General features: G+C 67.9%; 26 protein-coding genes and 1 pseudogene. 19 read left to right on the forward strand and 8 right to left on the reverse strand.

The annotated features are described in order from the left end of the window. The 14 genes and pseudogenes from ACN0RJ_RS18530 to ACN0RJ_RS18595 all read left to right on the forward strand — a co-directional run. A partial coding sequence (locus ACN0RJ_RS18530; RefSeq protein ID WP_417725220.1) for an IS30 family transposase occupies positions 1-258 on the forward strand: 258 nt, incomplete at its 5' end. Between the two features lie 4 nt (positions 259-262). Beyond that, a pseudogene (locus tag ACN0RJ_RS18535) lies at positions 263-498 on the forward strand (integrase core domain-containing protein); the annotation flags it as partial. Positions 499-531: 33 nt separating this feature from the next. Then, complete coding sequence (locus tag ACN0RJ_RS18540; RefSeq protein ID WP_417725221.1) at positions 532-714, forward strand: transposase; 183 nt, start codon at positions 532-534, stop codon at positions 712-714. 40 nt (positions 715-754) lie between these two features. Continuing rightward, positions 755-1138 (forward strand): plasmid pRiA4b ORF-3 family protein, encoded by a 384-nt coding sequence (locus tag ACN0RJ_RS18545; RefSeq protein ID WP_417725222.1) that lies wholly within the window; start codon positions 755-757, stop codon positions 1136-1138. 371 nt (positions 1139-1509) lie between these two features. Beyond that, positions 1510-3474 (forward strand): AMP-binding protein, encoded by a 1965-nt coding sequence (locus ACN0RJ_RS18550; RefSeq protein ID WP_417725299.1) that lies wholly within the window; start codon positions 1510-1512, stop codon positions 3472-3474. 124 nt (positions 3475-3598) lie between these two features. Then, positions 3599-4411, forward strand: a complete 813-nt coding sequence (locus ACN0RJ_RS18555) for an ABC transporter ATP-binding protein (RefSeq protein WP_417725223.1) — start codon at positions 3599-3601, stop codon at positions 4409-4411. A 142-nt stretch (positions 4412-4553) separates the two neighbouring features. Continuing rightward, the gene (locus tag ACN0RJ_RS18560; RefSeq protein ID WP_417721631.1) at positions 4554-5507 is read left to right on the forward strand and encodes a branched-chain amino acid ABC transporter permease; all 954 of its coding nucleotides are present in this window, start codon (positions 4554-4556) and stop codon (positions 5505-5507) included. 129 nt (positions 5508-5636) lie between these two features. Further along, entirely contained in the window at positions 5637-5885 is a 249-nt protein-coding gene (locus ACN0RJ_RS18565; protein ID WP_417725224.1) for a hypothetical protein, read from the forward strand. An 18-nt stretch (positions 5886-5903) separates the two neighbouring features. After that, positions 5904-6230, forward strand: coding sequence for a hypothetical protein (locus ACN0RJ_RS18570; protein ID WP_417725225.1), 327 nt, complete (start codon positions 5904-5906; stop codon positions 6228-6230). Positions 6231-6263: 33 nt separating this feature from the next. Then, on the forward strand, positions 6264-7340 hold the full coding sequence (locus tag ACN0RJ_RS18575; RefSeq protein ID WP_417721628.1) for a branched-chain amino acid ABC transporter permease: 1077 nt from the start codon (positions 6264-6266) through the stop codon (positions 7338-7340). Positions 7341-7395: 55 nt separating this feature from the next. Then, positions 7396-8688, forward strand: a complete 1293-nt coding sequence (locus ACN0RJ_RS18580) for an ABC transporter substrate-binding protein (protein ID WP_417721627.1) — start codon at positions 7396-7398, stop codon at positions 8686-8688. Between the two features lie 74 nt (positions 8689-8762). Next, positions 8763-9587, forward strand: a complete 825-nt coding sequence (locus ACN0RJ_RS18585) for an ABC transporter ATP-binding protein (RefSeq protein WP_417721637.1) — start codon at positions 8763-8765, stop codon at positions 9585-9587. Between the two features lie 18 nt (positions 9588-9605). Beyond that, the gene (thpR, locus tag ACN0RJ_RS18590) at positions 9606-10184 is read left to right on the forward strand and encodes an RNA 2',3'-cyclic phosphodiesterase (RefSeq protein WP_417725226.1); all 579 of its coding nucleotides are present in this window, start codon (positions 9606-9608) and stop codon (positions 10182-10184) included. Between the two features lie 10 nt (positions 10185-10194). Beyond that, positions 10195-11415: a phenylacetate--CoA ligase family protein gene (locus ACN0RJ_RS18595; protein ID WP_417725227.1), complete on the forward strand. Its 1221-nt coding sequence runs from the start codon at positions 10195-10197 to the stop codon at positions 11413-11415. Here the strand turns inward: ACN0RJ_RS18595 and ACN0RJ_RS18600 are convergent. The 5 genes from ACN0RJ_RS18600 to ACN0RJ_RS18620 are packed head-to-tail and all read right to left on the reverse strand — an operon-like array spanning position 11406 to position 14488. Beyond that, positions 11406-12431: an acyltransferase family protein gene (locus ACN0RJ_RS18600; RefSeq protein ID WP_417725228.1), complete on the reverse strand. Its 1026-nt coding sequence runs from the start codon at positions 12429-12431 to the stop codon at positions 11406-11408. The two genes, ACN0RJ_RS18595 and ACN0RJ_RS18600, sit on opposite strands and share 10 nt — an antisense overlap. Before the next feature lie 39 nt (positions 12432-12470). Beyond that, positions 12471-12827 (reverse strand): arsenate reductase (glutaredoxin), encoded by a 357-nt coding sequence (gene arsC, locus ACN0RJ_RS18605; protein WP_417725229.1) that lies wholly within the window; start codon positions 12825-12827, stop codon positions 12471-12473. Beyond that, on the reverse strand, positions 12824-13885 hold the full coding sequence (locus ACN0RJ_RS18610) for a quinone-dependent dihydroorotate dehydrogenase (protein WP_417725230.1): 1062 nt from the start codon (positions 13883-13885) through the stop codon (positions 12824-12826). Before ACN0RJ_RS18610 ends, arsC begins: the two co-directional genes overlap by 4 nt. Then, positions 13882-14220 (reverse strand): DUF952 domain-containing protein, encoded by a 339-nt coding sequence (locus tag ACN0RJ_RS18615; RefSeq protein WP_417721621.1) that lies wholly within the window; start codon positions 14218-14220, stop codon positions 13882-13884. The genes ACN0RJ_RS18610 and ACN0RJ_RS18615 overlap by 4 nt, the downstream gene beginning before the upstream one ends. A 49-nt stretch (positions 14221-14269) precedes the next feature. Then, positions 14270-14488 carry a hypothetical protein gene (locus tag ACN0RJ_RS18620; RefSeq protein WP_417721620.1) on the reverse strand — a complete coding sequence of 73 codons (219 nt, stop codon included), beginning with the start codon at positions 14486-14488 and terminating at the stop codon, positions 14270-14272. Between the two features lie 98 nt (positions 14489-14586). Between ACN0RJ_RS18620 and ACN0RJ_RS18625 the strand changes: the two genes are divergently transcribed. The 5 genes from ACN0RJ_RS18625 (at position 14587) to ACN0RJ_RS18645 (ending at position 19042) form a co-directional block, all read left to right on the forward strand. Beyond that, positions 14587-15168, forward strand: a complete 582-nt coding sequence (locus ACN0RJ_RS18625; protein ID WP_417725231.1) for a TetR/AcrR family transcriptional regulator — start codon at positions 14587-14589, stop codon at positions 15166-15168. Between the two features lie 87 nt (positions 15169-15255). Then, entirely contained in the window at positions 15256-16812 is a 1557-nt protein-coding gene (locus ACN0RJ_RS18630) for a bifunctional metallophosphatase/5'-nucleotidase (RefSeq protein WP_417725232.1), read from the forward strand. A gap of 167 nt (positions 16813-16979) precedes the next feature. Then, positions 16980-17465, forward strand: a complete 486-nt coding sequence (locus ACN0RJ_RS18635; protein ID WP_417725233.1) for a GFA family protein — start codon at positions 16980-16982, stop codon at positions 17463-17465. Between the two features lie 5 nt (positions 17466-17470). Further along, complete coding sequence (locus tag ACN0RJ_RS18640; RefSeq protein WP_417721616.1) at positions 17471-17773, forward strand: DUF1992 domain-containing protein; 303 nt, start codon at positions 17471-17473, stop codon at positions 17771-17773. 60 nt (positions 17774-17833) lie between these two features. Further along, positions 17834-19042, forward strand: coding sequence for a class I SAM-dependent methyltransferase (locus tag ACN0RJ_RS18645; protein ID WP_417721615.1), 1209 nt, complete (start codon positions 17834-17836; stop codon positions 19040-19042). A 48-nt stretch (positions 19043-19090) separates the two neighbouring features. Here ACN0RJ_RS18645 and ACN0RJ_RS18650 read toward each other — a convergent pair whose 3' ends face one another. The 3 genes from ACN0RJ_RS18650 to ACN0RJ_RS18660 all read right to left on the reverse strand — a co-directional run bounded on the left by ACN0RJ_RS18650 (position 19091) and on the right by ACN0RJ_RS18660 (position 23818). Then, positions 19091-19441, reverse strand: a complete 351-nt coding sequence (locus tag ACN0RJ_RS18650) for a cupredoxin domain-containing protein (protein WP_417721614.1) — start codon at positions 19439-19441, stop codon at positions 19091-19093. A gap of 158 nt (positions 19442-19599) precedes the next feature. Continuing rightward, a complete protein-coding gene (locus ACN0RJ_RS18655) occupies positions 19600-22665 on the reverse strand; it encodes an efflux RND transporter permease subunit (protein ID WP_417725234.1) in 3066 nt (1021 codons plus the stop codon). A 4-nt stretch (positions 22666-22669) separates the two neighbouring features. After that, entirely contained in the window at positions 22670-23818 is a 1149-nt protein-coding gene (locus tag ACN0RJ_RS18660) for an efflux RND transporter periplasmic adaptor subunit (protein WP_417725235.1), read from the reverse strand. Positions 23819-23829 lie beyond the last annotated feature (11 nt).

Consider the following 23829-nt stretch of genomic DNA (forward strand, 5'->3'; position numbering starts at 1 on the left):
GATACCGGTCTCGAGATCTACTTCTGCGACCCTCAGAGCCCCTGGCAACGCGGCAGCAATGAAAACACCAATGGTCTGCTCCGCCAATACTTCCCAAAGGGTACGGACCTAAGCCAACACGGCGCTGAAGAGCCGAGCGCCGTATCCCATGCCCTGAACACGCGCCCCCGGAAAACGCTGAACTGGCAAACACCGGCAGAGGCTCTCGACCGGCTGCTCAAACAGGATATGTTCCAAGGTGTTGCGACGACCGGTTGAATCCGCCCAGTATCTGTCGATCAAATACACCGAACGACTGGCCGAGGCGAAGATTGCCCCGTCTGTCGGCAGCGTTGGGGACTCCCATGACAACCCTCTGGCGGAAACGATCAACGGCTTGTTCAAAGCGGAAGTCATTCACCGGCGTGGCCCGTGGCGCAGCCTCGACGCCGTTGAAAATGCCACCCTTGAATGGTCGATTGGTTCAACAAGCGTATCCCTCCGGCGGGGGCCGTCTGACGGGGTTTCGGTGTCGGTGTTAGGTCCGACCTTATGGCCGACCATAAGGTCGGACCCGAGATCGAAGTTCTTTCTGCCGCGGCTGTGCCGCGCAGGCGGCCCTGGAGTGATGCGGAGAAGATCCGGATCGTGGAAGAGAGCTTCTTGGAGCTCCGCCAAGTTACGGCCACGGCTCGGCGGCATGGTGTGTCAAGTTCTCCCGCGTGCCGGATCTAATGCCTTGGAATTGGTCCCCGACACCACAAAGGATGGCCGCATGACCCTGATCGCCCGCCTTCGGATCATTCAGAACGACGTCGACCCAATGCCGATGCGCCATATCGAGGTGCCGCTGAAGATCAGGCTCGACCGGCTGCATGACGTGATCCAGGCGGCCATGGGCTGGACGGACACCCATCTCTACGAGTTCCGCGTTGGTGATGCCGGTTGGGGCCTGCCCGACCCGGAACGGTTCTGCGACGGCCCGATGGATGCAAAGAAAATGACCTTGGAGAAGGTGCTCAACCAGACCGGCACCAGGACGATCCAGTATGTCTACGACTTCGGCGATGACTGGGACCACAGCATCCGGATCGAGCGGGTCAACGAGGCCACACCCAGGGTAGCGCAATTGCCGCTTCATCATCGTGGTTGCCGATGATCAGGTGCTTGCGCCCAAGGGGGCTGTGAAACCAGCTTTCGAACTGGGCCATATCCTCGGCGCGTCCGAACGCGAAGTCCCCCGGAATCCACAGGTCATCGTCATGACGGACGAAGGCCTGGAAGCTTGGGATCAACGCGGGGTTCATCTCGGCTGAGCGGCTGAGCGGCCGAGGGCCGAGCCTGCCGTCACCAGGGCCGGGGAGCGGGCTGTTACAATTCGTAGGAATTGGGAAAACTTCACGAAACGATTGACCGCCAGCCTGCCACTGACCCTTAATGGGGCAGGAGTCGCAGCCAAGCGACCGGCCCTCGGACGGGGGCAGGCGTCCGCGGGAGACGGGCGCGAAGGGAGGAACAGCATTGGCTTACATGTCCGAGGGCGCGGAAGGTCTGCGCTCGATTCCGGCTCTGTTGCGACGCAACGCGACCCGTTACGGGGCGCGGATGGCCTACCGCGAGAAGGAATACGGGATCTGGCAGAGCTGGACCTGGGCCGAGGCCGAACGGGAGATCGAGGCCTTTGCGCTGGGGTTGCTGGACCTCGGCGTGGCGCCGGGGGATCACGTGGCGGTGATCGGGCGCAACCGGCCGACGCTCTACTGGTCCATGGTCGCGGCGCAGATGGTCGGGGCGGTGCCGGTGCCGCTCTACCAGGATGCGGTCGCGGAGGAGATGGAATACGTCCTGCAGCATTGCGGCGCGCGTTTCGTCATCGCGGCGGATCAGGAGCAGGTCGACAAGGTGATCGAGGTGCAGGCCGGCCTGCAGCAGTTCGAACACATGATCTATGTCGATCCGCGCGGCATGCGGAAATACGATCACCGCCGCCTGCACGATTTTGCCGCCGTCCAGGAGAAGGGCCGCGCCGCCCGCGACACGCTCCTCGGAGAACTGACCGCGCGGAGCGGGGCGCTGGGATATGACGATACCTGCGTCATGCTCTATACCTCGGGCACGACGGGCAAACCCAAGGGCGTGGTGCTGTCCAACCGCAACATCATCGAGACGGCAAGGAATTCCTCCGGGTTCGACAAGCTCGGACCCGGCGAGGAGGTTCTGGCCTACCTGCCGATGGCCTGGGTCGGGGATTTCATCTTTTCCATCGGGCAGGCCTACTGGACCGGCTTCTGCGTGAACTGCCCCGAGAGCGCCGAGACCATGATGACGGACCTGCGCGAGATCGCGCCGTCCTACTATTTTGCACCGCCCCGGGTGTTCGAGACGCAGCTGACCCAGATCATGATCCGAATGGAGGACGCGAGCGCGCCGAAGCGCCGGATGTTCCGGCATTTCATGGAGGTCGCCCGGCGCGTCGGTCCGAAGATCCTCGACGGAAAGCCCGTGGGGCTGGTGGACCGGCTGCGCTACGCGGCGGGGGAGATGCTGGTCTACGGACCGTTGAAGAACACGCTGGGATTTTCGCGGGTCCGCGTCGGATATACCGCGGGCGAGGCGATCGGGCCCGAGATCTTCGATTTCTACCGGGCGCTGGGGATCAATCTGAAGCAGCTCTACGGGCAGACCGAGGCGTCGGTCTTCATCACGCAGCAGCCGGACAACGAGGTGCGGCCGGACACGGTGGGGGTGCCGTCGCCGGGGGTGGAGATCCGCATCGCCGAAAGCGGCGAGGTGTTCTACCGCTCGCCCGGCGTCTTCGTGCGCTACTACAAGAACGACGAGAGCACGGCCGATACCAAGGATGCGGAGGGCTGGGTTGCCACGGGCGACGCCGGCTTCATCGAGGAGGACACCGGCCACCTGCGGATCATCGACCGGGCGAAGGACGTGGGGAAGATGTCGGACGGGGCGCTGTTCGCGCCGAAATACGTCGAGAACAAGCTGAAGTTCTATCCCAACATCCTCGAAGCCGTGGTCTTCGGCGCGGGCAGGGACCGGTGCACCGCCTTCATCAACATCGACCTCACCGCCGTGGGCAACTGGGCGGAGCGCAACAACATCGCCTATGCCTCCTACCAGGAACTGGCGGGGCATCCGCAGGTGCTGGAGACGATCCGGAACCATGTGGAGGAGGTGAATGCCTCGGTCGCGCAGGACCCGATGCTGTCGGGCTGCCAGATCCACCGCTTCCTCGTGCTGCACAAGGAGCTGGATGCGGATGACGGCGAGCTGACGCGGACTCGGAAGGTGCGGCGCAAGATCATCGCGGAGAAATTCGGGGACCTGGTGACGGCTTTGTACGACGGGTCGGAGAGCGTCTACACCGAAACCGAAGTGACCTACGAGGACGGCCGCAAGGGCAGGATCAAGGCGACGCTGACGCTGATGGATGCCGCGGTGGTGCCGCAGGCGCCGCGCGCGATGGCGGCGGAATGAGCGGGCCGGTGTCCGGCGCTCGGCTTCGCCATCGCCCCGCCCGCCGTCCCGCAGGGCGCCCCCGGATATGCGCCGGTCGCACGGAGGGGGCGGAGATGCGTATTTGGAACAAGAAGAAGATCCGATGAAAGACAGCGAAGGTTACGTCACCGCGGACGGGCGGCAGATCGGCGGAGTGCTGATGGAGCTGCGCAACATCACGCTGAGGTTCGGCGGGGTGGTGGCGATCAAGGACATCTCCTTCGACATCCGCGAGGGCGAGATCCGCGCGATCATCGGGCCGAACGGCGCGGGGAAATCCTCGATGCTGAACATCATTTCGGGCTTCTACACACCCTCCGAGGGGGAGCTCTGGTACAAGGGCAGCAAGCGCCCCGCCATGAAGCCCTGGGAAGTGGCCCGGATGGGCGTGGCGCGGACCTTCCAGAACATCGCGCTGTTCGAGGGGATGACGGTGCTCGACAACGTCATGACCGGGCGGCTGACGCATATGTCGGCCGGGATCGGGGCGCAGGCGCTCTGGTGGGGCCGGGCGCGGGACGAGGAGATCGCCAACCGCGAGAAGGTGGAGCGGGTCATCGACTTTCTCGAGATCCAGGCGATCCGCAAGACGCCGGTGGGGCGGCTGCCCTACGGGCTGAAGAAGCGGGTGGAGCTGGCGCGGGCGCTGGCGGCGGAGCCGTCCGTGCTGCTTCTCGACGAGCCGATGGCGGGGATGAACGTGGAGGAGAAGGAAGACATGAGCCGCTTCATCCTCGATGTGAACGACGAGTTCGGCACCACGATCTGCCTGATCGAGCACGACATGGGGGTGGTCATGGACCTTTCCGACCGGGTGGTGGTGATGGATTACGGCAAGAAGATCGGCGACGGCGCGCCCGACGAGGTGCGCAGCAACCAGGACGTGATCGACGCTTATCTGGGGGTGGCGCATTGAGACGGCCTGTCCCTTCCGGGCCTGACGGGGGCGTGTCGCGCCGTGCCGCGCCGGCCGGGGCGGCGCAAATGCCGGAGCCTGGCCGGCCGCAACGCCGGACCCCGGACCACGTCCGGGGCGGATATATGAAAGGAGTCGCGTCGTGCTGAACGACATCTTCGTGAAGCCCTTTGCCGACATGATCGGGGCGCCGGACTTCCTGCTCCAGGTGCTTTGGGAGGGGCTGGTTTCGGGCATCCTCTACGCGCTGATCGCGCTGGGGTTCGTGCTGATCTTCCGCTCCAGCCGGATCTTCAACTTCGCGCAGGGCATCATGGTGGTCTTTGCCGCGCTGACGCTGGTGGGGCTGCATGCGATGGGGGTGCCGGCCTGGATCAGCGTCGGGCTGACGCTGGTCGTCATGTTCGTCCTGGCGCTGGCGATCGAGCGGGTCGTGCTGCGCCCGCTGGTCGGGCAGCCCGACATCATCCTGTTCATGGCGACCATCGGCATCACGCTGTTCCTGATCGGGCTGGGCGAGATCATCTTCGGCGGCGAGAACAAGGTGATGATCTCGGAAGAGCTCGGCATTCCCACCGGGGACACGGTGCTGGAGCCCTGGGGCGGGCTGTTGATCCTTCAGCATCTCGACATCACGGTGGTGATCGTGGCGACGGTCCTGGTGATCGGGCTGCTGGCGTTTCTCAACTACACGCAGATGGGCCGGGCGATCCGGGCCCTGGGCGACGACCATCAGGCGGCGCTGTCGGTGGGCATCTCGCTTCAGACGATCTGGGTGCTGGTCTGGTTCATCGCCGGCATCATCGCGCTGGTCACCGGCATCGCCTGGGGGGCGCGGGCCGGGGTGAGCTTTGCGCTGGAGGTCATTGCCTACAAGGCGCTGCCGGTGCTGATGCTGGGCGGGCTCGAGAGCATCACCGGGGCGATCATCGGCGGACTGATGATCGGCATGCTGGAGAAGCTGTTCGAGATCTACTGGGGCCAGCCGCTGCTGGGCGGCAACACCGAGACCTGGTTCGCCTTCGTGCTGGCGCTGATCGTGCTGCTGTTCCGGCCGCAGGGGCTGTTCGGAGAGCGCATCATCGAGAGAGTGTGACGCCGCGGCACCCCCGGCCCGGCGGGGGTGCCGTCGGACGCGCCGGAGCCTCCGGCGGGGATATTTCGGGCCAGAAGAAACACGGGTGCGCGCGGCGGATGCCGCCTCCGGGCGGTCGGGGAGGACGAGATGGCGAAACTGGTGGTGGTGCTGAACGTCGTGGCCTGGTCCGGGTTCTGGGCCTTCGGTTACCTGGTGCTGAGCGGCGGGGACGGCGGCAGCATGGACGTTGCGGCGCTGCTGGCCGCGGTGGGGGCGGGGCTTGGCCTTCGGACGTGGGTCTGGCTGGTGGGGCAGTCCCGGGCGACGGGCCATGCCCCCGCGCCGACGCGGGTCTGTCCGGACGAGGACCTGCGCCGGAACGAAGGCGCGATCTGAACCGTGCGGGAGAGGGAGTTGACAGTGCGCCGGGACGAGGTGGGCAAGGGCCCCGGAGGAGACGGATGGTTGCTTGCGGGCGCGGTTGCCAGCCTCGTCATGGCGGCGGCCGCGGTGCCGTTCGTGATCGGTGCAAGGGTGTGGCCGGCCGCGTCGGGGTCGCTCTTCGGGCCCCGTGTGCCTGCCGGGTTCGGTCCCTGCGGCCACGGGCACCAGCCCTCGGGCATCGGGATCCGGTTGTTCGTGACGCCGGTGCCGCTTCCGGCGCTTGTCGCCATGTACCGGCTGTCCTTTCGGGGACGGCCCATCGAATTGCCCGTCCGCGGGACGGGTCACCCCGCCTGACCGGCGCGGACAAGGGATAAAGGACGAGACAGCATGCTCTACCGCACCGCAGGACAGTTCAAGACCACCTACCAGGCCGATCAGGCGCTGTTTCCCGTGCGCCAGGACGCGGTGCTGCTGGGGCTCATCCTGGTGTTCGCCTGGCTGGTGCTGCCGCTTCTGGCGAGCGAGTTCGCCTTTCAGACCCTGCTGATCCCGGTGCTGATCTATGCGCTGGCGGCGCTCGGGCTCAACATCCTCACCGGATTCGCTGGGCAGCTTTCGCTGGGCACCGCCGCCTTCATGGGGGTCGGGGCCTATGCCTGCTACAAGCTGGTGACGCTATTCCCTTGGATGAACCCGATCGTGGCGATCCTGCTGTCGGGGGTGTTCAGCGCCGGGGTCGGGGTGTTGTTCGGCATTCCGTCCCTGCGGATCAAGGGCTTCTACCTTGCCATCGCCACGCTGGCCGCGCAGTTCTTCCTGGTCTGGCTCTTCGAGAAATGGGGCTGGCTCTACAACTACAACAGCTCCGGCGCGATCCAGGTGCCCAACCTCGAGATGTTCGGGGTCTACATCGCCGGGCCGCAGGCCTCGTCGATCACGCAGTACTACGTCGTGCTGGTGGTGGTGACGCTGATGACCGTTCTTTGCATCAACCTCACGCGCGGCAATCTGGGGCGGACCTGGAAGGCGACGCGGGACATGGACATCGCCGCCGAGCTGATCGGCATCAACCTGATGCGTTCCAAGCTCACCGCCTTTGCCGTGTCCTCCTACGTGGTGGGGGTGGCGGGGGCGCTGTTCGTCTTCATGTGGCGCGGAGCGGCGGAGCCGAACCTCTTCGACATTCCGCTGTCGTTCCGCATCCTGTTCATCGCGATCATCGGCGGGCTGGGGTCGATCCTCGGCAATTATCTGGGTGCGATCCTGATCGTCGGACTGCCGGTGGTGCTGGGCACCGTGCCCGAGGCCCTGGGCATCCCGGTCAGCTCGGCCCTGGTCGAGCATCTCAACATCATGATCGTCGGCAGTCTCATCATCTTCTTCCTGATCATCGAGCCGCACGGCCTTGCCCGTCTCTGGGCGCTGATCCGGGAGAAACTCATCATCTGGCCCTTCCCGCACTGACGGGCGGCCGGAGACGCAGCGAAGCAAAAAACCATCAAAGGGAGGAGAACCAACGATGAAAGGCTTCAAGACACTGGCCGCGGCGGCGGCGCTGGGGGCGCTCATGGGGTCCACCGCGCTGGCCGAGGGGCTTTATGCCCCGAACCTCGCCTATCGCACCGGACCCTTCGCGGCGACCGGGATTCCGCTGATGAACGGGCAGGCGGATTACATGACGATGCTCAACGCCCGCGACGGCGGCATCGGCGGGGTCAAGATCGACTTTGCCGAATGCGAGACCGGCTATTCCACCGAGAAGGGCGTGGAGTGCTACGAGAAGACCAAGGCGCAGGCCATCGTGACGCAGCCCTGGTCCACCGGCATCACGCTTCAGGTCCTGCCGAAGACCAACGTCGATGCGATCCCGATCCTGGCGCCGGGCTACGGCTTTTCGCCGATGGCCGACGGCAAGGTGTTCAAATGGGCCTTCAACACGCCGCTCAGCTACTGGGACGGGGCGTCGATCATCCTGCAATACCTGCAGGGCATGGGAGATCTGAACGGCAAGAAGATCGCCTTCCTGCACCTCGACCACCCCTTCGGCAAGGAGCCGCTGCCCTTCCTCGAAGCCAAGGCGAAAGAGCAGGGGTTCGATCTGGTGCCGATTCCGGTCGGTCTCAAGGAGATGCAGAACCAGTCGGCGCAATGGCTGCAGATCCGCCGCGAGCGCCCGGATTACGTCATCATGTGGGGCTGGGGCGCGATGAACGCCGGGGCGATCACCGAGGCGGTCAAGACCAAGTTCCCGATGGAGAACATGCTGGGCGTCTGGTGGTCCGGACATGATGCCGATCTCAAGATCGTGGGCGAGGGCGGCAAGGGCTACAAGTCCGTCAGCTGGTCCTTCCCCAACCCCGATGCGCCGATCATGGCGGACGTGAAGAAATACGTCGTCGACGAGGGGCTGACCCAGTCCAACCCGGAGGAAATGGAGGGCGTCTTCTACCAGCGCGGGCTGGTGATCTCGATGATTCTGGGCGAAGGCATCCGTGCCGCGCAGGAGCACACCGGCAAGGCCGAGATCGGGCCGGAGGATCTGCGCTGGGGGCTCGAGAACCTCGACATCAGCGAGGCGCGGCTGGAAGAGCTGGGAATGACCGGCATGGTGCCGCCGTTCAAGACCACCTGCGCCAACCACACCGGGCATTCCGGCGGCTGGATCCTCGAATGGGACGGCGAGAAGTTCGTGAAGGCGTCGGACCTCATCATGCCCGAGACCGCCGCCATCTCGCCGCTCGAAGAGGCGAGCGCGAAGGAATACGCCACGGCGAACGCGCCCTGGCCGGAAAACGACGAGTGCCAGATGTGATCTGACACCTTCCGGCGGCGGCGCGCATGTCGCCGCCGCCGGAACCTGCCTATTTCGAACAGGAAGACGATGCGATGCTGGACGCGGCCCCCACCGACACGACGCTTCTCGAGGTCAACAACATCGAGGTGATCTACAACCACGTGATCCTCGTGCTGAAGGGGGTGTCCCTTTCGGTGCCGAAGGGCGGCATCACCGCCCTGCTCGGGGGGAACGGCGCCGGCAAGACCACGACGCTCAAGGCGATCTCGAACCTGCTGCATTCGGAACGGGGCGAGGTCACCAAGGGCTCGATCCTCTACAAGGGCGAGCGGGTGCAGGATCTGGACCCGGCGGCGCTGGTGAAGCGCGGCGTGATCCAGGTGATGGAGGGGCGCCACTGCTTCGCCCATCTCACCATCGAGGAAAACCTGCTGACCGGTGCCTTCACCCGTCGGGACGGCAAGGCCGCGGTGGCGCGGGACCTCGAAATGGTCTACGACTATTTTCCCCGGCTGAGGGAGCGGCGGAAATCCCAGGCGGGCTATACCTCGGGCGGGGAACAGCAGATGTGCGCCATCGGCCGGGCGCTGATGTCGCGGCCCGAGACGGTGCTGCTGGACGAGCCGTCGATGGGTCTCGCGCCGCAGCTGGTGGAGCAGATCTTCGAGATCGTGAAAGCCGTCAACGAGGGCGAGGGCGTGTCCTTCCTGCTGGCGGAACAGAACACCAACGTGGCGCTGCGCTATGCGCATTACGGCTACATCCTCGAGAACGGCCGCGTGGTGATGGACGGTCCCGCCGCCGACCTGCGCGAGAACCCGGACGTCAAGGAATTCTACCTCGGCGTCTCGGACGACGGCCGCAAGAGCTTTCGCGACGTGCGCAGCTACCGCCGCCGCAAGCGGTGGCTGGCGTGATCCGCCGGGAATGGCGCCATGCGCTGCTTTCTCGCCCTGCCTCTGCCGGAGGAGATGATCGGGCCGCTGCTTCACCTTCAGGAGGCGATTCCGGTCGGGCGCGAGGTGCCGGAGGAGAACCTGCACGTGACGATGGCCTTTCTCGGCAATCAGGACCGCGCGACGCTGGAAGAGCTGCACATGGCGCTGGAGATGCGCCGCTTTGCCGCCGCCGCGCTCGCGGTGCGGGGGCTGAGCGTGATCGGCGGGCGGGTGCCGAAGCTGCTGGCTGCGGACCTCGCGCGGACCGCTGCGCTCCGGGCGCTGCGCGATGCGGTCGCCGGCGCGGTGCGGGCGGCGGGGGTCACCCTTCCGCGCGAGCGGTTCCGTCCGCATGTGACGCTGGTGCGCTTCGGGGGCGGCTTGAAGACGGACGACGCGATGCGGCTCGATCGGGCGCTGCGCGGGCTCGCAGGCTTCGTCACGTCGCCGGCAGAGGCCACGGCGCTGCGCCTCGTCGCGTCGCACCTGACGCCGGACGGCGCGATCTACGAGACACTGGCGGAATATCCGCTGGCCCCGCCGCCCGGACAGAGAGCGACGGCAGGGCATTCCTGAGGAGGTTGGGATGAGCACCTATTTCGACGATCTCGAAACCCGCAGCGCCGAGGCGCGCGCCGCCGCGCTGGCCGAGGCGCTGCCCCGGCAGATCGCCCGGGCGCAGGCGCTGCCCGGCTATGCCGAAACGCTGAACGGGGTCGAGGCGGCGGCGGTCATCGACCCGTCGGTGCTGGCGCGCCTGCCGGTCCTGCGCAAGAGCGACCTCGGCAAGGGGCAGGCCGCGCATCCGCCTTTCGGCGGCTACACGGTGCGGCCGGCCAGCGGCTTTGCCCATGTGTTCCAGTCGCCGGGCCCGATCTACGAGCCGGGCGGCGGGGCCGAGGACTGGTGGCGGCTGGGGCGCTTCCTGCATGCCTGCGACATCGGGCAGGGCGATATCGTGCAGAACTGCTTCGGCTACCACCTCACCCCCGCCGGGATGATCTTCGAGAACGGCGCGCGGGCGGTCGGGGCGGCGGTCCTGCCCGCCGGAACCGGTCAGACAGAGCTTCAGGCCCGCGCTGCTCATGACGTCGGTGTCACCGCCTACGCGGGGACGCCGGACTACCTGCGGCTGATCCTCGAGAAGGCCGACGAGATGGGGCTGGAACTGGCCATCACCCGGGCCGCGGTCTCGGGCGGTGCGCTGTTCCCCAGCCTTCGGCAGGGATACGCGGATCGCGGCATCACCTGCCGCCAGTGTTATGCGACGGCGGACCTGGGCCTGATCGCCTATGAAAGCGCGGCGATGGAGGGGATGATCGTCGACGAGCAGATCATCGTCGAGATCGTGACCCCCGGCACCGGCGATCCGGTGCCCGAGGGCGAGGTCGGCGAAGTGGTCGTCACCACCTTCAACCCCGATTACCCGCTGATCCGCTTCGCGACCGGCGACCTTTCGGCGGTGCTGCCGGGCGAAAGCCCCTGCGGGCGGACGAACCTGCGCATCAAGGGGTGGATGGGCCGCGCCGATCAGACCACCAAGATCAAGGGCATGTTCGTGCGCCCCGAGCAGGTGGCCGCCCTCGTCGCCCGTCATTCCGAGATCGGCCGCGCCCGGGTCGTGGCCAGCCGTGACGGCGAGATGGACGTGATGACCGTGCGCATCGAAACCGCGGGCGGGGATGCTTCGGCTTATGAAAAGAGCGTGGCGGAGGTGCTGAAGCTCAAGGGCATCGTGGAACTGGTCGCGCCGGGCGGGTTGCCGCGCGACGGGCTGGTGATCGAGGACACCCGGACCTACGACTGACCGGACGAGCCGGTCCCGTCGCCGTCTGGCTCGCTCTCGCGGGACAGGGCGCGCAGGTCGCCATCGGCCAGCGCCCTCAGCCGCGGCGCGCGGCCGAGCAGGCGCAGTCCCAGCAGCGTCAGCACCGCGGTCAGCGCCCAGAGCGGCAGGCTCTCCAGCGTGCCCGGCGGATGGATCCAGGCACCGCCCAGCAGGGCGGCGGCCGGGATCATGAAGGCGGGGTGCCAGACGTAGATGCCGAGCGATTCCTCGCGCCCGAGGCGGGCCATCCATTCCGGCGCAGTGCGTTTTGCGGTCAGGGCGGTGCCGAACAGGCCGAGCGCGATGACCGGCGTGCTCAGCCCCCATTGCATGTCGCGGTAGCTCTTGCCGAAGAGGTTCAGCGCGACGATCTCGACCACCAGCAGCAGCAGCCCCGCCCGAAGGATCGCGCGGTGACGCGCGGCGGGACGGGCGGCGAACCGGCGGTAGGCCGCTCCGGCGAGGATGCAGGGCACGCCGATGAATTCCCGCGTCAGCACGATGAGATCGTAGCCGGTCGCGGTCAGGGTATAGTTCAGGCTGGCGGCGAAACAGGCGACGACGATCAGAGCCGCCACGCCGATCGCCAGCCGCCGGGAGCCGAGGCCGCGCAGCCCTTCCAGCACCAGCAGCGACACCACCAGCCCGGACAGATACCACAGGTGGAAATGCGTGCCCTCGATCAGCGTGCGCGGGCCGAGCGCCGCAACCCCGGAGCGGGCGATCAGCAGCGGCAGGTAGAGCAGCCATGCGACAGCGAAGACGCTGGCCGGGCGCAGCAGGCGCGTCAGCGTCACGGTGGGGAAGCGCGCGCCCTCCGGCGTAAGGTAATACCCCGTCACCACGTAGAAGAACGGCACGCACCAGCGGAACAGGCCGGTCAGGATGCCGCCCAGATCGCCGGGCAGTTCCGGATAGGTGCCGCTGTGCAGGGCGATCACCCCGAGCGCCGCGACAAGGCGCATGGCGTCGATATTGGCGTTGCGCGCTGCCATCCGGCTCAGACGGTGCGGCGCAGGCGCGGGCCGGGGGCGTCAGTCATCCCCGGTGCCGGACAGCAGGTCGAGCACCCGCTCGGGAGGGCGGCCGATCACCGCGCGCGTCCCGGAAAGGGCCACCGGACGCTCGATGAGTTTCGGCTCTTCCGCCATGGCGCGCAGCAGCGCCTCCTCGGCGGTGTCGCGGGTCAGGCCGCGGTCGCGAAAGGCCGCCTCGGTCGTCCGCATCATCGCGATGGCGGGCAGCCCGAGCGCGGCCTGCGCGGCCTTCAGTTCATCGAGGCTCGGGGCATCGTCGAGATAGCGGCGGATCTGCGGCGACACCCCCCGCGCCTCGAGCAGGGCAAGCGCCTCGCGCGACTTGGAGCAGCGGGGATTGTGCCAGAGGATCATGTCCAGTCCTCGCGCCCGGTGCCGACCGCCTCTGCGACGTTGGAGAACCCGTCGCGGGCCAGCAGCAGGTCCAGCCCTTCGAGGATGTCCTGAACCAGGGACAGGCCGCCGTAGACCAGCGCCGAATAGAGCTGGACGGCCGAGGCCCCGGCGCGGATCTTGTGGTAGGCCTGTTCGGCGGTGCCGACCCCGCCCACGCCGATCAGCGGCAGCGTGCCGCCGGTCAGGATCGAGAGGCGCGCCAGCACCCGGGTGGAACGGTCGAACAGCGGCGCCCCGGACAGCCCGCCGGTTTCCGAGGCATGGGCCGAGCGCAATCCGTCGCGCGACAGCGTCGTGTTGGTCGCGATGATCCCCGAAATCCCGGAGGTCCGGGCGACCTCGGCCACATCCTTCAACCCCTCGGCATCGAGGTCCGGGGCGATCTTGAGGAACACGGGGATGGGCCGGGGCAGGGCATCGCGGGCGGCCATCACCCCGTCGAGCAGCGCCGCCAGCGCGTCCTTGCCCTGCAGGTCGCGCAGACGTTCCGTGTTGGGCGAACTCACGTTGACCGTCGCGAAATCGAGGCGGTCGCCGCAGCGCGCCAGAACCGTGGCGAAATCCTGCGCGCGATCCTCGCTGTCCTTGTTCGCCCCGAGGTTCAGCCCGAGGATCATGTCCTTCGGACGGCGGGCGAGGCGGCCGGCGACGGCCTCCATGCCGTCGTTGTTGAAGCCGAAGCGGTTGATGACCGCGTGATCCTCGGACAGGCGGAACAGCCTGGGACGGGGGTTGCCCGGCTGCGGGCGCGGCGTGGCGGCCCCGACCTCGACAAAGCCGAAGCCGGCGCGGGACAGCCCGCCCAGGGCCTCGGCGTTCTTGTCGAACCCGGCCGCGAGCCCCAGCGGATTGGAAAGCTCCATCCCGGCGAGCGTGCAGGCCAGCCGGTCGGAGGTGATCCTGCCCGGCGCCGCCGCGAACCCGAGGGCCAGCGCGCGCAGCGCGAGGCCGTGCGCCGCCTCCGGGTCCATCCGGTGCAGAAGGCCGAGCCCCGCGCGTTCGATCAGGGTGGTCATGCCATGTCGTCCGGGAACACGTGCCCGCCCATGCCCACCGGCAGCGGGCGCGACCAGCGTACGTCCGCCAGCTTCAGAGGTCCGTAGAGATGCGGGAACAGCGCCCCGCCGCGCGACGGCTCCCACTTCAGCGTCTCGCCCAGGGCATCCGGGTCGAGCGCGAGCACGAAGAGGTCGCGCTCGGTCGCGAAATGCTTGGCCGCCGTCTCGCGCACCTGCTCGGCGGTGGAGAAATGCACGTAGCCGTCGGCCACGTCCACCGGCGCGCCGGGGGTTTCCCCCTCGGACTGTAGCGCCGCCCATTCGTCGGCGCGGAGGATCTTGTAAATCAACATGGGTTTCAATTGCCGGGGATTTCCCCTTCGGTCAATCCCCGGCGCGTTGTCAGAGCCACCGATGACAGTGGCGGTGGATGCGCGGGATTATGATCCAGATCATCGCAACGACGATGATCGGCACCATCACGAGGTTGCGCTGCCAGACCTGCCACCCGGTCGTGAGCGGCCCGAGGGCATAGATCAGCGCCGTGACAAGCGGATAGACGCAGAGGAAGACGAAGAAGGCGAGGTGATGGCGCCGGGGCGGACGGGGAGGGGTCGACATGCTGATGTCCTTAACGAAACGATACGTTCCGTATATATTTTATGGCAATCCCCGATGTAAAGGGCTATTGCGGAGAAAACGCGAAAGGGGCGGCGAACATGAGCGACAAGAGAGTCTCCATCGGCCCGAAACGAAATCCGCAGTCCGAGGCGGCGATCCTCGACGCCGCGACAGAGCTTCTGGCAGAGGCGGGCATCGCCGGGTTGTCGATGGAGGCCGTGGCCCGCAAGGCCCGTGCCGGCAAGGCGACGCTCTACCGCTGGTGGCCGTCGCGCGGGGCGCTGCTGCTGGCGGTCTACCAACGGCAGAAGCGCGCCGATCCGCATGCGGATACCGGCACGCTCGAAGGCGACGTGACGGCCTTCCTGCGGACGCTCCTTGCTCATTGGTCCCGCCCGGAGGGGCAGGTCTTCCGTCACATCCTTGCGGCGGCGCAGGGCGATGCCGACGTGGCCGAGGCGTTGGCCACCTATCGCGCGGCCCGCGCCGGGGCGCTGCGCCCGATGTTCGAGCGGGCGGCGGCGCGCGGCGAACTGGCCCCCGGCGCGCCGCTGGCCGAGATGACCTCCGCCCTCATCGCGCTGGCATGGTACTGCCTGCTGACGGACGACCTCGACACCGACCCGGGGCGTCTTGCGCGGGTGCTCGTGGGGGGCTGGACGGCGCCCGGCACCGGATGACGCGGCGGAAGGGGGCGGTGCGGCTTTGACAGCGCCCCTGCTGCGTTGCAACATCCCTCCATAACAACTCCAACGGAGAGGATTCCCATGACCCTTCGCCTGATGACGAGTGCCGCCGTGCTGGCGCTCTCGGCCGGTGCGGCAAGCGCGGATTATGCGCTGACCGTGCTGCACACCAACGATTTCCATTCCCGCTTCGAGCCGATCAGCAAGTACGATTCGACCTGCTCGGCCGAAGACAACGATGCGGGCGACTGCTTCGGCGGCTCCGCCCGCCTGGTGACGGCACTGACCGATGCCAAGGCGCGCAGCGACAACTACCTGCTCGTCGACGGCGGCGACCAGTTCCAGGGCACGCTGTTCTACACCTACTACAAGGGCAAGCTCGCCGCAGAGATGATGAACAAGATGGGCTACGACGCGATGACCGTGGGCAACCACGAATTCGACGACGGCCCCGAAGTTCTGCGCGGGTTCGTCGATTCGGTGGATTTCCCGGTGCTGATGTCGAACGCCGACCTCTCGGGCGAAAAGCTGCTCTCCGGCGCGATCATGAAATCGACCATCATCGAGAAGAACGGCGAAAAGATCGGCCTGATCGGCCTCACCCCGCAGGATACGGACGAACTTGCCTCGCCGGGGCCCAACGTGATCTTCACCGATCCGGTCGATGCCGTGCAGGGCGAGGTCGACAAGCTGACCGAAGAGGGCGTGAACAAGATCATCGTCCTGTCCCATTCCGGCTACAAGACCGACATCCGCGTGGCCGAGAACACCACCGGCGTCGACGTGATCGTGGGCGGCCACTCCAACACCCTGCTGGGCGAGATGGACGGCGCCGAGGGCCCCTATCCGACCATGGTGGGCGACACCGCGATCGTCTCGGCCTATGCCTACGGCAAGTTCCTGGGCGAGCTGAACGTGACCTTCGACGACGACGGCAAGGTCACCGAAGCCAAGGGCGCGCCGCTCGTGATGGATGCCGCCGTGACCGAGGACGAGGCCACCAAGGCCCGCATCGCCGAAGCCGCCGCACCGCTGGACGAGATCCGCAACAAGGTCGTCGCCGAGGCCGCCGGGATGATCGAAGGCTCGCGCGACGTCTGCCGCGCGACGGAATGCCCGATGGGCAACCTCGTGGCCGATGCCATGCTCGACCGGGTCAAGGATCAGGGCATCGACGTGGCCATCGCCAACGGCGGCGGGCTGCGCGCCTCGATCGACGCAGGCCCCGTGACCATGGGCGAGGTGCTGACGGTCCTGCCGTTCCAGAACACGCTCTCCACCTTCCAGGTCAAGGGTGCCACCCTGGTCGAGGCGCTGGAAAACGGCGTCAGCCAGATCGAGGAGGGCGGCGGCCGCTTCCCGCAGGTCTCGGGCATGTCCTTCACCGTCGATCCCTCGGCCGAGGCCGGCAGCCGCATTTCCGACGTGATGATCGCGGGCGCGCCGGTCGATCCCGAAAAGACCTACGGCGTGGTCTCCAACAACTACGTCCGCAACGGCGGCGACGGCTACAAGATGTTCATCACGGCGGAAAACGCCTATGACTTCGGCCCCGATCTCGCCGACGTGACCGCCGAGTTCATCGCCGCCAATGCGCCCTACACGCCCTATACCGACGGCCGCATCACGGTGAAGTAACCGACTTCCGGCGGGCGCGCCCAACCCGGTGCGCCCGCCATCGACCCCCGGCATCTTCTGGCCGGAAATATCCCGGGGGAGTCCCGCAAGGGACGGGGGCAGAGCCCCCGCTACGGCCGGCCACCGCGGCCCGTGCAGGGCCCGGCCCATTGCAACAGGGTGCCACAATGCGCGATGACTCCCCCCTTTCCGGCCGATGCAGCTGCGGCCTGATCTCGTTCCGGCTGACCGACACCCCCCTTGTCGTGCATTGCTGCCATTGCACATGGTGCCAGCGCGAAACCGGCTCCGCCTTCGTGCTGAACGCGATGATCGAAACCCGCCGCATCGTGACGACCGGCGCCAGTCCCGCGGAAACGCTGCTGCCCTCCGCGTCCGGCAAGGGGCAGGTCGTGCTGCGCTGTCCCGACTGTCACGTCGCGCTCTGGTCGCATTATTCCGGCGCCGGACGGCGCTTCGCCTTCGTGCGGGCGGGGACGCTCGACGGTGCCCGGAACATCGTGCCGGATGTGCATATCTTCACCGGGTCCGCGCTGCCCTGGGTCGCCTTCCCGCCGGGGGCCAAGGTCTTCCCGGAATTCTACCGGCGCAGCGACACCTGGTCGCCCGAGGCGCTGCACCGCCGCGACGTCGAACTGGCGCTGGAGGGCTGACCGGCTTGGATCATCCCCTGATCGACCTCATCAACGCCCGGATCGCCGCCGCCGAACGCGACGGCGCCTTCGACAATCTGCCCGGCGCGGGCAAGCCGCTTCCGGACTGCGACGATCCGCAGAACGCGGTGCTCAACCGCATCCTGAAGGACAACGGCGCGGTGCCCGAGGCCGTCTCGCTCAGCCGGGAACTGGCGCGCCTGCGCGACGAGCTGCGCGACACCGCGGACCGCGCCGAGCGCAGCCGCATCATCAGGGACATGTCCCTCGCCGAGGCGCGGCTCGAACTGGCCCGAAAACGCCGCTGAGGCTTTCCCTCCGCGCCCGCCCGTGCGAGGGTCCGGCCCGGTCGCAACGGGGGCAGGCGCATGGTCACGGTCAAGGAACAGTACGAAACCTATCCCTATCCCGAACGTGACCCCGAAGACGAACGCCGGCGGCTCATCACCGGCTCTCCGTCGCACCCGGTCGAGATGGACCATTTCCTCTGGCAGGGACAGCGCGACTGGTCGCGGACGCTGCGGGTTCTGGTCGCCGGCGGCGGCACCGGCGATGGGCTGATCCAGCTTGCCACGCTGATGGCGCAGGCGAAACGCCCCTGCGAGATCACCTATCTCGACCTTTCCACCGCCTCGCGCCGCATCGCCGAGGCGCGGGCAAAGGTGCGCGGGCTCGACACCATCCGCTTTCACACCGCCAGCCTGCTCGACGCGCCCGAGCACGGTCCGTTCGACTACATCGACTGCTGCGGTGTGCTGCACCACCTGCCGGAGCCCGAGGCCGGCTTTGCCGCCCTGCGCGCGGCGCTCGCCCCCGGGGGCGGGATGGGCTTCATGGTCTATGCGCCCTACGGCAGGTCCGGCGTCTATCCGCTTCAGGAGGCCTTTGCCGCGCTGTTCGAGGGTCTCCCGGCGACGGAGCGACTGGCGCGCGCCCGCGACATCGTCTCGGCACTGCCCGAGGGGCACCCGTTCCGCGCCAATCTCAACCTCGGCGATCACCGCCAGAGCGATGCGGGCTTCTACGATCTGCTGCTTCACGGCCAGGACCGGCCCTACACGGTGGGCGAGCTCGGCGAGGTCATGGACCGCACCGGCTGGGCGCTGACCGGCTTTGCCACCCCGGCGCTCTACGACCTGTCGCTGCTGGCCGAGGTGCCGGCGGGGATGGCGCCGCGGGAGGCGATGGGTCTGGCGGAAAAGCTGCGCGGCACGATCCGGATGCATACCGGCTACGCCGTGGCGCAGGAGGCGCCGGTCGCCCCCGCCTCGGGGCGCAACCGCAGCGCGGTGCCGCATCTGCGCGGGGTGGGGGCGCCGGCGCTCGCGCGGGCGGTCTCGCAGGAAAAGCCGCTGCCGGTCACGCTCGGCACCGTGTCGACGACCATCCGCCTGCCCCGCGCCGCGGCGCCGCTCATCGCGGCGATCGACGGGCGGCGGAGCCTGACGGACCTCGCGCGCGGGACCGGGCTTGACCCGCTGGCCTTCGGGACGCTCTGGGCGCAGGTGGAAACGGCGCTGGCCCCCTGGGGGCTGCTGCTGTTTTCCGGGCTGCTGCGCCGGTCGCCCGCCTCCTGACCGCCCTTGCCCCGGACGGGGCCACCGCCGCCGTGCGGCGGCGACAGGTCAGTGGTTGGTTTCGGCGTTGTTTTCCAGGTCCAGCGGCGGCGGGTTGGTGTAGTCGATCACGCCGATCGCCGTATCGCCGTTGGTAAAGGTCTGGTTCATGCCGTCGGTCACGGTGACCAGGAAGGCCTCGCCGGGATTGACCGGGCCGGTGGTCCAGCTGGCATCGTCGGCGGTGGCCGTCATGATCACGTCCGAGGTGTTCACGAAGCGGACGGTGTCGCCGACGGCGGGATAGACATAGTCGGGGAAATATCCGATGCCGACCATGAGAACATAGTGTTCCTCGGCCTGCACGGGGGCCGCGAGGCACCCGAGGGCGATGGCGAAAAGACCGGACTTGCGCAGCATGGGACGCTCCTTGGCATGCTCATTCGGCCCCCACCTCATGACTAATGAAGCGTTTAAGAGAAAACTGAGGCAAAAATTGGGCGCATTTCTACGAAACATCGCCGCGCGAAAGTAACCATGCCGGGGACGGGGCGCGGCGAAACCGCCCGCCGCGCCGGTCAGTCCGCCGTCCCGTTGCCTGCCGGGCGGCCGCTCCGCTCGACCCCCAGCACGTGCGAGAGCAAGGCGCGCAGTCGGTCCTTCAGCGCCTCGATCACGCTGTAGAGCGAGGGCACGAAGAGCAGCGACAGCAGCGTCGACAGCAGCAGCCCGCCGATCACCGCGATCGCCATGGGCGAGCGGAATTCGCCGCCCTCGCCATGCGCGAGGGCCGAGGGCACCATGCCCGCGGTCATGGCGATGGTGGTCATGATGATCGGGCGGGCCCGCTTGTGTCCGGCGTCGATCATCGCCTCGGCGCGGGTCATGCCGCCCGTCGTCGCCTGCATGGCGAACTCCACCAGCATGATGGCATTCTTCGTGACGATCCCCATCAGCATCAGGAAGCCGATCACCACGGCGAGGCCGATCCCCGCACCCACGAGGTAAAGCGCAAATATCGCGCCCCCCACCGCCAAGGGCAGGGACAACAGGATGGTGATGGGCGTGACGAAGCTGCCGAACAGCAGCACCAGCACCACGTAGACCAGCATCACCCCCGCGATCATCGCGAGGCCGAAGCTTTCGAAGATCTCGTTCATCGTCTCCACATCCCCGGCGGGCTGGATCGCGGCGCCGTCGGGCAGATCCTGCGCGGCCGGAAGGGCGTCGATGGCGGCGGTTGCCTCGCCGAGGAAGGTGCCCGGCGGCAGCGTCGCCCCGACCGTGACGCGGAAGCGGCGGTCGTAGCGCTCGATGGAGGCCGGGCCCGAGGCGAAGGCGACGTCGGCCACGGCCCCCAGCGGCACCAGCGCCCCGGTCGAGGCGGGCAGGCGCATGCCCGCAAGCCGCACGAGGTCGTCGCGCGAAGCCTTGTCGACCCGCACGCGGACCGGGATCTGCTCGGTCCCCGCGTCGAACCGGGCTAGGTTGGCATCGCTCTCGCCGATGGTGGCGATGCGCGCGGTCGCCGCGATGATCGTGGCATCGACGCCGAGTTCGGCCGCCAGCCCGGGGCGCGGGGTGATCTGGATCTCGGGGCGGGCCAGCGAGGAATCGACCGAAACATCGCGCAGCTCCGGCAGCGTCGCCATGCCGGAGGCGAGGGCCCGCGCCGCCTCGCGGGCGGTCGCCTCGTCATCGGCGAGCAGGTTTATCGAGACGTCGCGCTGGCCTTCCTCGCCCAGGACATGGATTCGGATGTCGGGCACGTCGGCCAGCCGGCGACGGATCTCCTCCATCACTTCGGGCCCGTCGCGGTCGCGATCCTCGCGCTTGCCGAAATTGACACGGATCGTCGCGGTGTTGTCGGCGGTGCCCTCGACAAAGACGGTCTCCATCTCGGAAACCTCGGTGAGGAGGCCGGTCAGCCTGCGGCTCGCGGCCTCGGTTTCGTCCATGCTCGCGCCGGGGGGCAGTTCGACCGTCACCGTCGCGCGGCCGCTGTCCGAGGGCGGGATGAACTCCGTCGGCAGAAGCGTCGCGGAAAAGATCGAGGCGGCAAAGATCGCGAGCCCGATGAGAAGGGTCACGGCGCGGTGCGCCAGCGTCCAGCGCAGCACGGACAGGTAGTGCCGCATGAGCCAGCCGTCGGGTTGCTCTGTGTGGTCGGGCTTGCTCTTGAGGAAATGCGCCGCGAACAGCGGCGTGATGAGCCGCGCGACGAGCAGGGAAAACAGCACCGCGACCGCAACGGTCAGCCCGAACTGCTTGAAGAACTGCCCGGCGATCCCGGCCATGAACCCGACCGGGGCGAAGACCGCGACGATGGTCAGCGAGATGGCGATCACGGTCATGCCGATCTCGGTCGCGGCCTCCATCGCCGCCTTGTAGGGTTTGCGCCCCATGTGGATGTGCCGGACGATGTTCTCGATCTCGACGATTGCGTCGTCGACCAGGATCCCCGTCACCAGCGTGACCGCGAGCAGCGAGATGGTGTTGAGGGTAAAGCCCAGCATTTCCATCACGAAGAAGGTCGGGATGATCGACAGCGGCAGGGCGACGAAGGTGACGACGGTCGCGCGCCAGTCGCGCAGGAACAGCAGCACCACGATGATCGCCAGCGCCGCGCCCTCGTAGAGCGTGTCCATCGCGGTGTCGTAATTGCCCTGCGTGTAGGTCGTCGCGTCGTCGATCTCGGTAAAGCGGACGCCGGGATGCTGTTCGGCCAGCGTCGCCAGTGCCGCGCGGGCGCTGGTCGCGGCGGTGAGGTCGCTGCCGCCGGTGGCGCGGAACACGCCGAAGGCCACGACCGGGTGCCCGTCGAGCAGCGCAAAGCTTTCACGGTCCGCCGCCCCGTCCTGGACGCTGGCGATCTGGTCGAGCCGCACGGTCCCCCCCGCCGGAAGGCGGATGCGGGTGGCGGCCAGCGCGTCGATGGAGCCGGCGGAGCCGAGGGCGCGCAGCGCGAATTCCTGCCCCCCGAGCGTGCCCTGACCGCCGCCCGCATCGTAATTGGCCTTCTTGAGCTGGGCGTTGACCTCGGACGCGGTGAGGCCGAGCGCGGTCAGCTGGTCCGGGTGCAGCCCCACCTGCACCTCGCGCGCCGCGCCGCCGATGCGATCGACGGAGCCGACGCCCTCGGCCCCCTGCAGGGCGGGGGCGACGATGTCGTCGACGAAGCCGGAAAGATCCTCGACCGAGCGGCGGATATCCGACACCGCATAGGTCAGGATCGCGCCGCCGGTGATGTCGATGCGCTGCACGACGGGTTCGGTCGCCGCATCCGGCAGGTCGCTCCGGGCCCGCGTCACCGCATCCTTCACGTCATTGAGCGCCCGGTCGGTGTCGATCCCGATCTCGAACTCCGCGGTGATCGAGGCGGTGCCGTCCCCGGCGACCGAGGTGACATGCCGGATGCCCTGCACGTCGACCAGCTCGTCCTCGATGGGTTTGACGATCTGGGAGACGATCTCGGACGGGCCGCTGCCGGCATAGGCGGTCGAGACCTGGATGATCGGCAGGTCGACATTCGGCATCTGGGTGATCGGCAGCCGCTGGAACGAGATCAGCCCCGCGACCAGCAGCACGAGAAAGATCGCGATGGGCGGGACGGGGTTGCGGATCGCCCAGGTCGAGATGTTCATGCGCCTACTCCGTCGCCGCAGGGGCGGTTTCGGGGAGGATGGGGCGGATCGCGTCGCCGGGGGAAAAGAACGCCCCGGCCCGGGCGACCACCACGTCGCCCTCGGTGAGACCGTCCAGAACCTCGCGCTGACCCTGCCAGAGCAGTCCGACCGTCACGTCGCGGCGCGCGATGACATCGTCCTGAACGGTAAAGACGTAGTCGCCCGCATCGTCGTTCAGCACCGCCGAGGCGGGAACGGCGAGGCCGGTGCGCGTTGCCGTGGTGATCCAGCCCCCGGCATAGAGGCCCGGACGCAGGCTGTCGGCGGCGTCCGGTTCGATCACGACGGTGCCGAGCCGGGTGGCGGGGTCGATGGTCGGGTCGATCCGGCGCACCGTGCCGGCAAGCCCCGGCAGCCCCGCGATGTCGAGCTGCGCGGGATCGCCCGGCTTGACCCCGGGCAGGTCGGTTTCGATCACGTCGGCCTCTATGTCGACCTCGCCGTCGCGCAGGATGCGGAACAACGGATCCCCCGCCGAGGACACGATGGCGCCGATCTTCACGTTCCGCTCGGTCACGATGCCGCTCACCGGGGCCTTGATGACCGCACGTTCGAGATCGAGCGCGGCAAGGTCGCGCGTCACCTGTGCCTCGCGCAGCTGCGCCTTGGCGGTGTTCACCGCATCCCGCGAGGCATCCAGCGTCGCCCGTGCCGAGGCCTGGGAGGCGACGGCCTCGTCCAGGGAGGACTGGGTGACGGTGCCGCTTTCGCGCAGGGATTGCTGCCGTTCGAGCGTCGCATCCGCCTGGTCGAGCCGCGCCTCGTTGGCGGCGATCTGGGTCGTGGCGCTCTGGACCTGGGTGCGCGCGCGGGCGAGCGCGGATTCCGCCTGCGCCAGCTTCTGGCTCAGGACGGTGCCGTTGAGGCGGGCCAGAACGTCGCCCTTCGAGATGTGGTCGTTCACTTCGGCGGCGATCTTGATGACCGCGTAGCCGGCGACCTCGGAATAGACCAGCACCTCTTCTCGCGCGACCACGGAACCGGAGATCGCCACCCGCTGGTGGAACTCGGCGGGTGTCACGGTGGCGACCGTGACGGCCGGGGCCTGCGGTGCGCCGTCCTGTGCCGGGGCACGCCCGGGCAGAGCGGAGGCGAGCAAAAGCACCAGCACGGCGGCAAGCG

This window comes from Salipiger sp., assembly GCF_048261495.1.
GTDB lineage: Bacteria > Pseudomonadota > Alphaproteobacteria > Rhodobacterales > Rhodobacteraceae > Salipiger.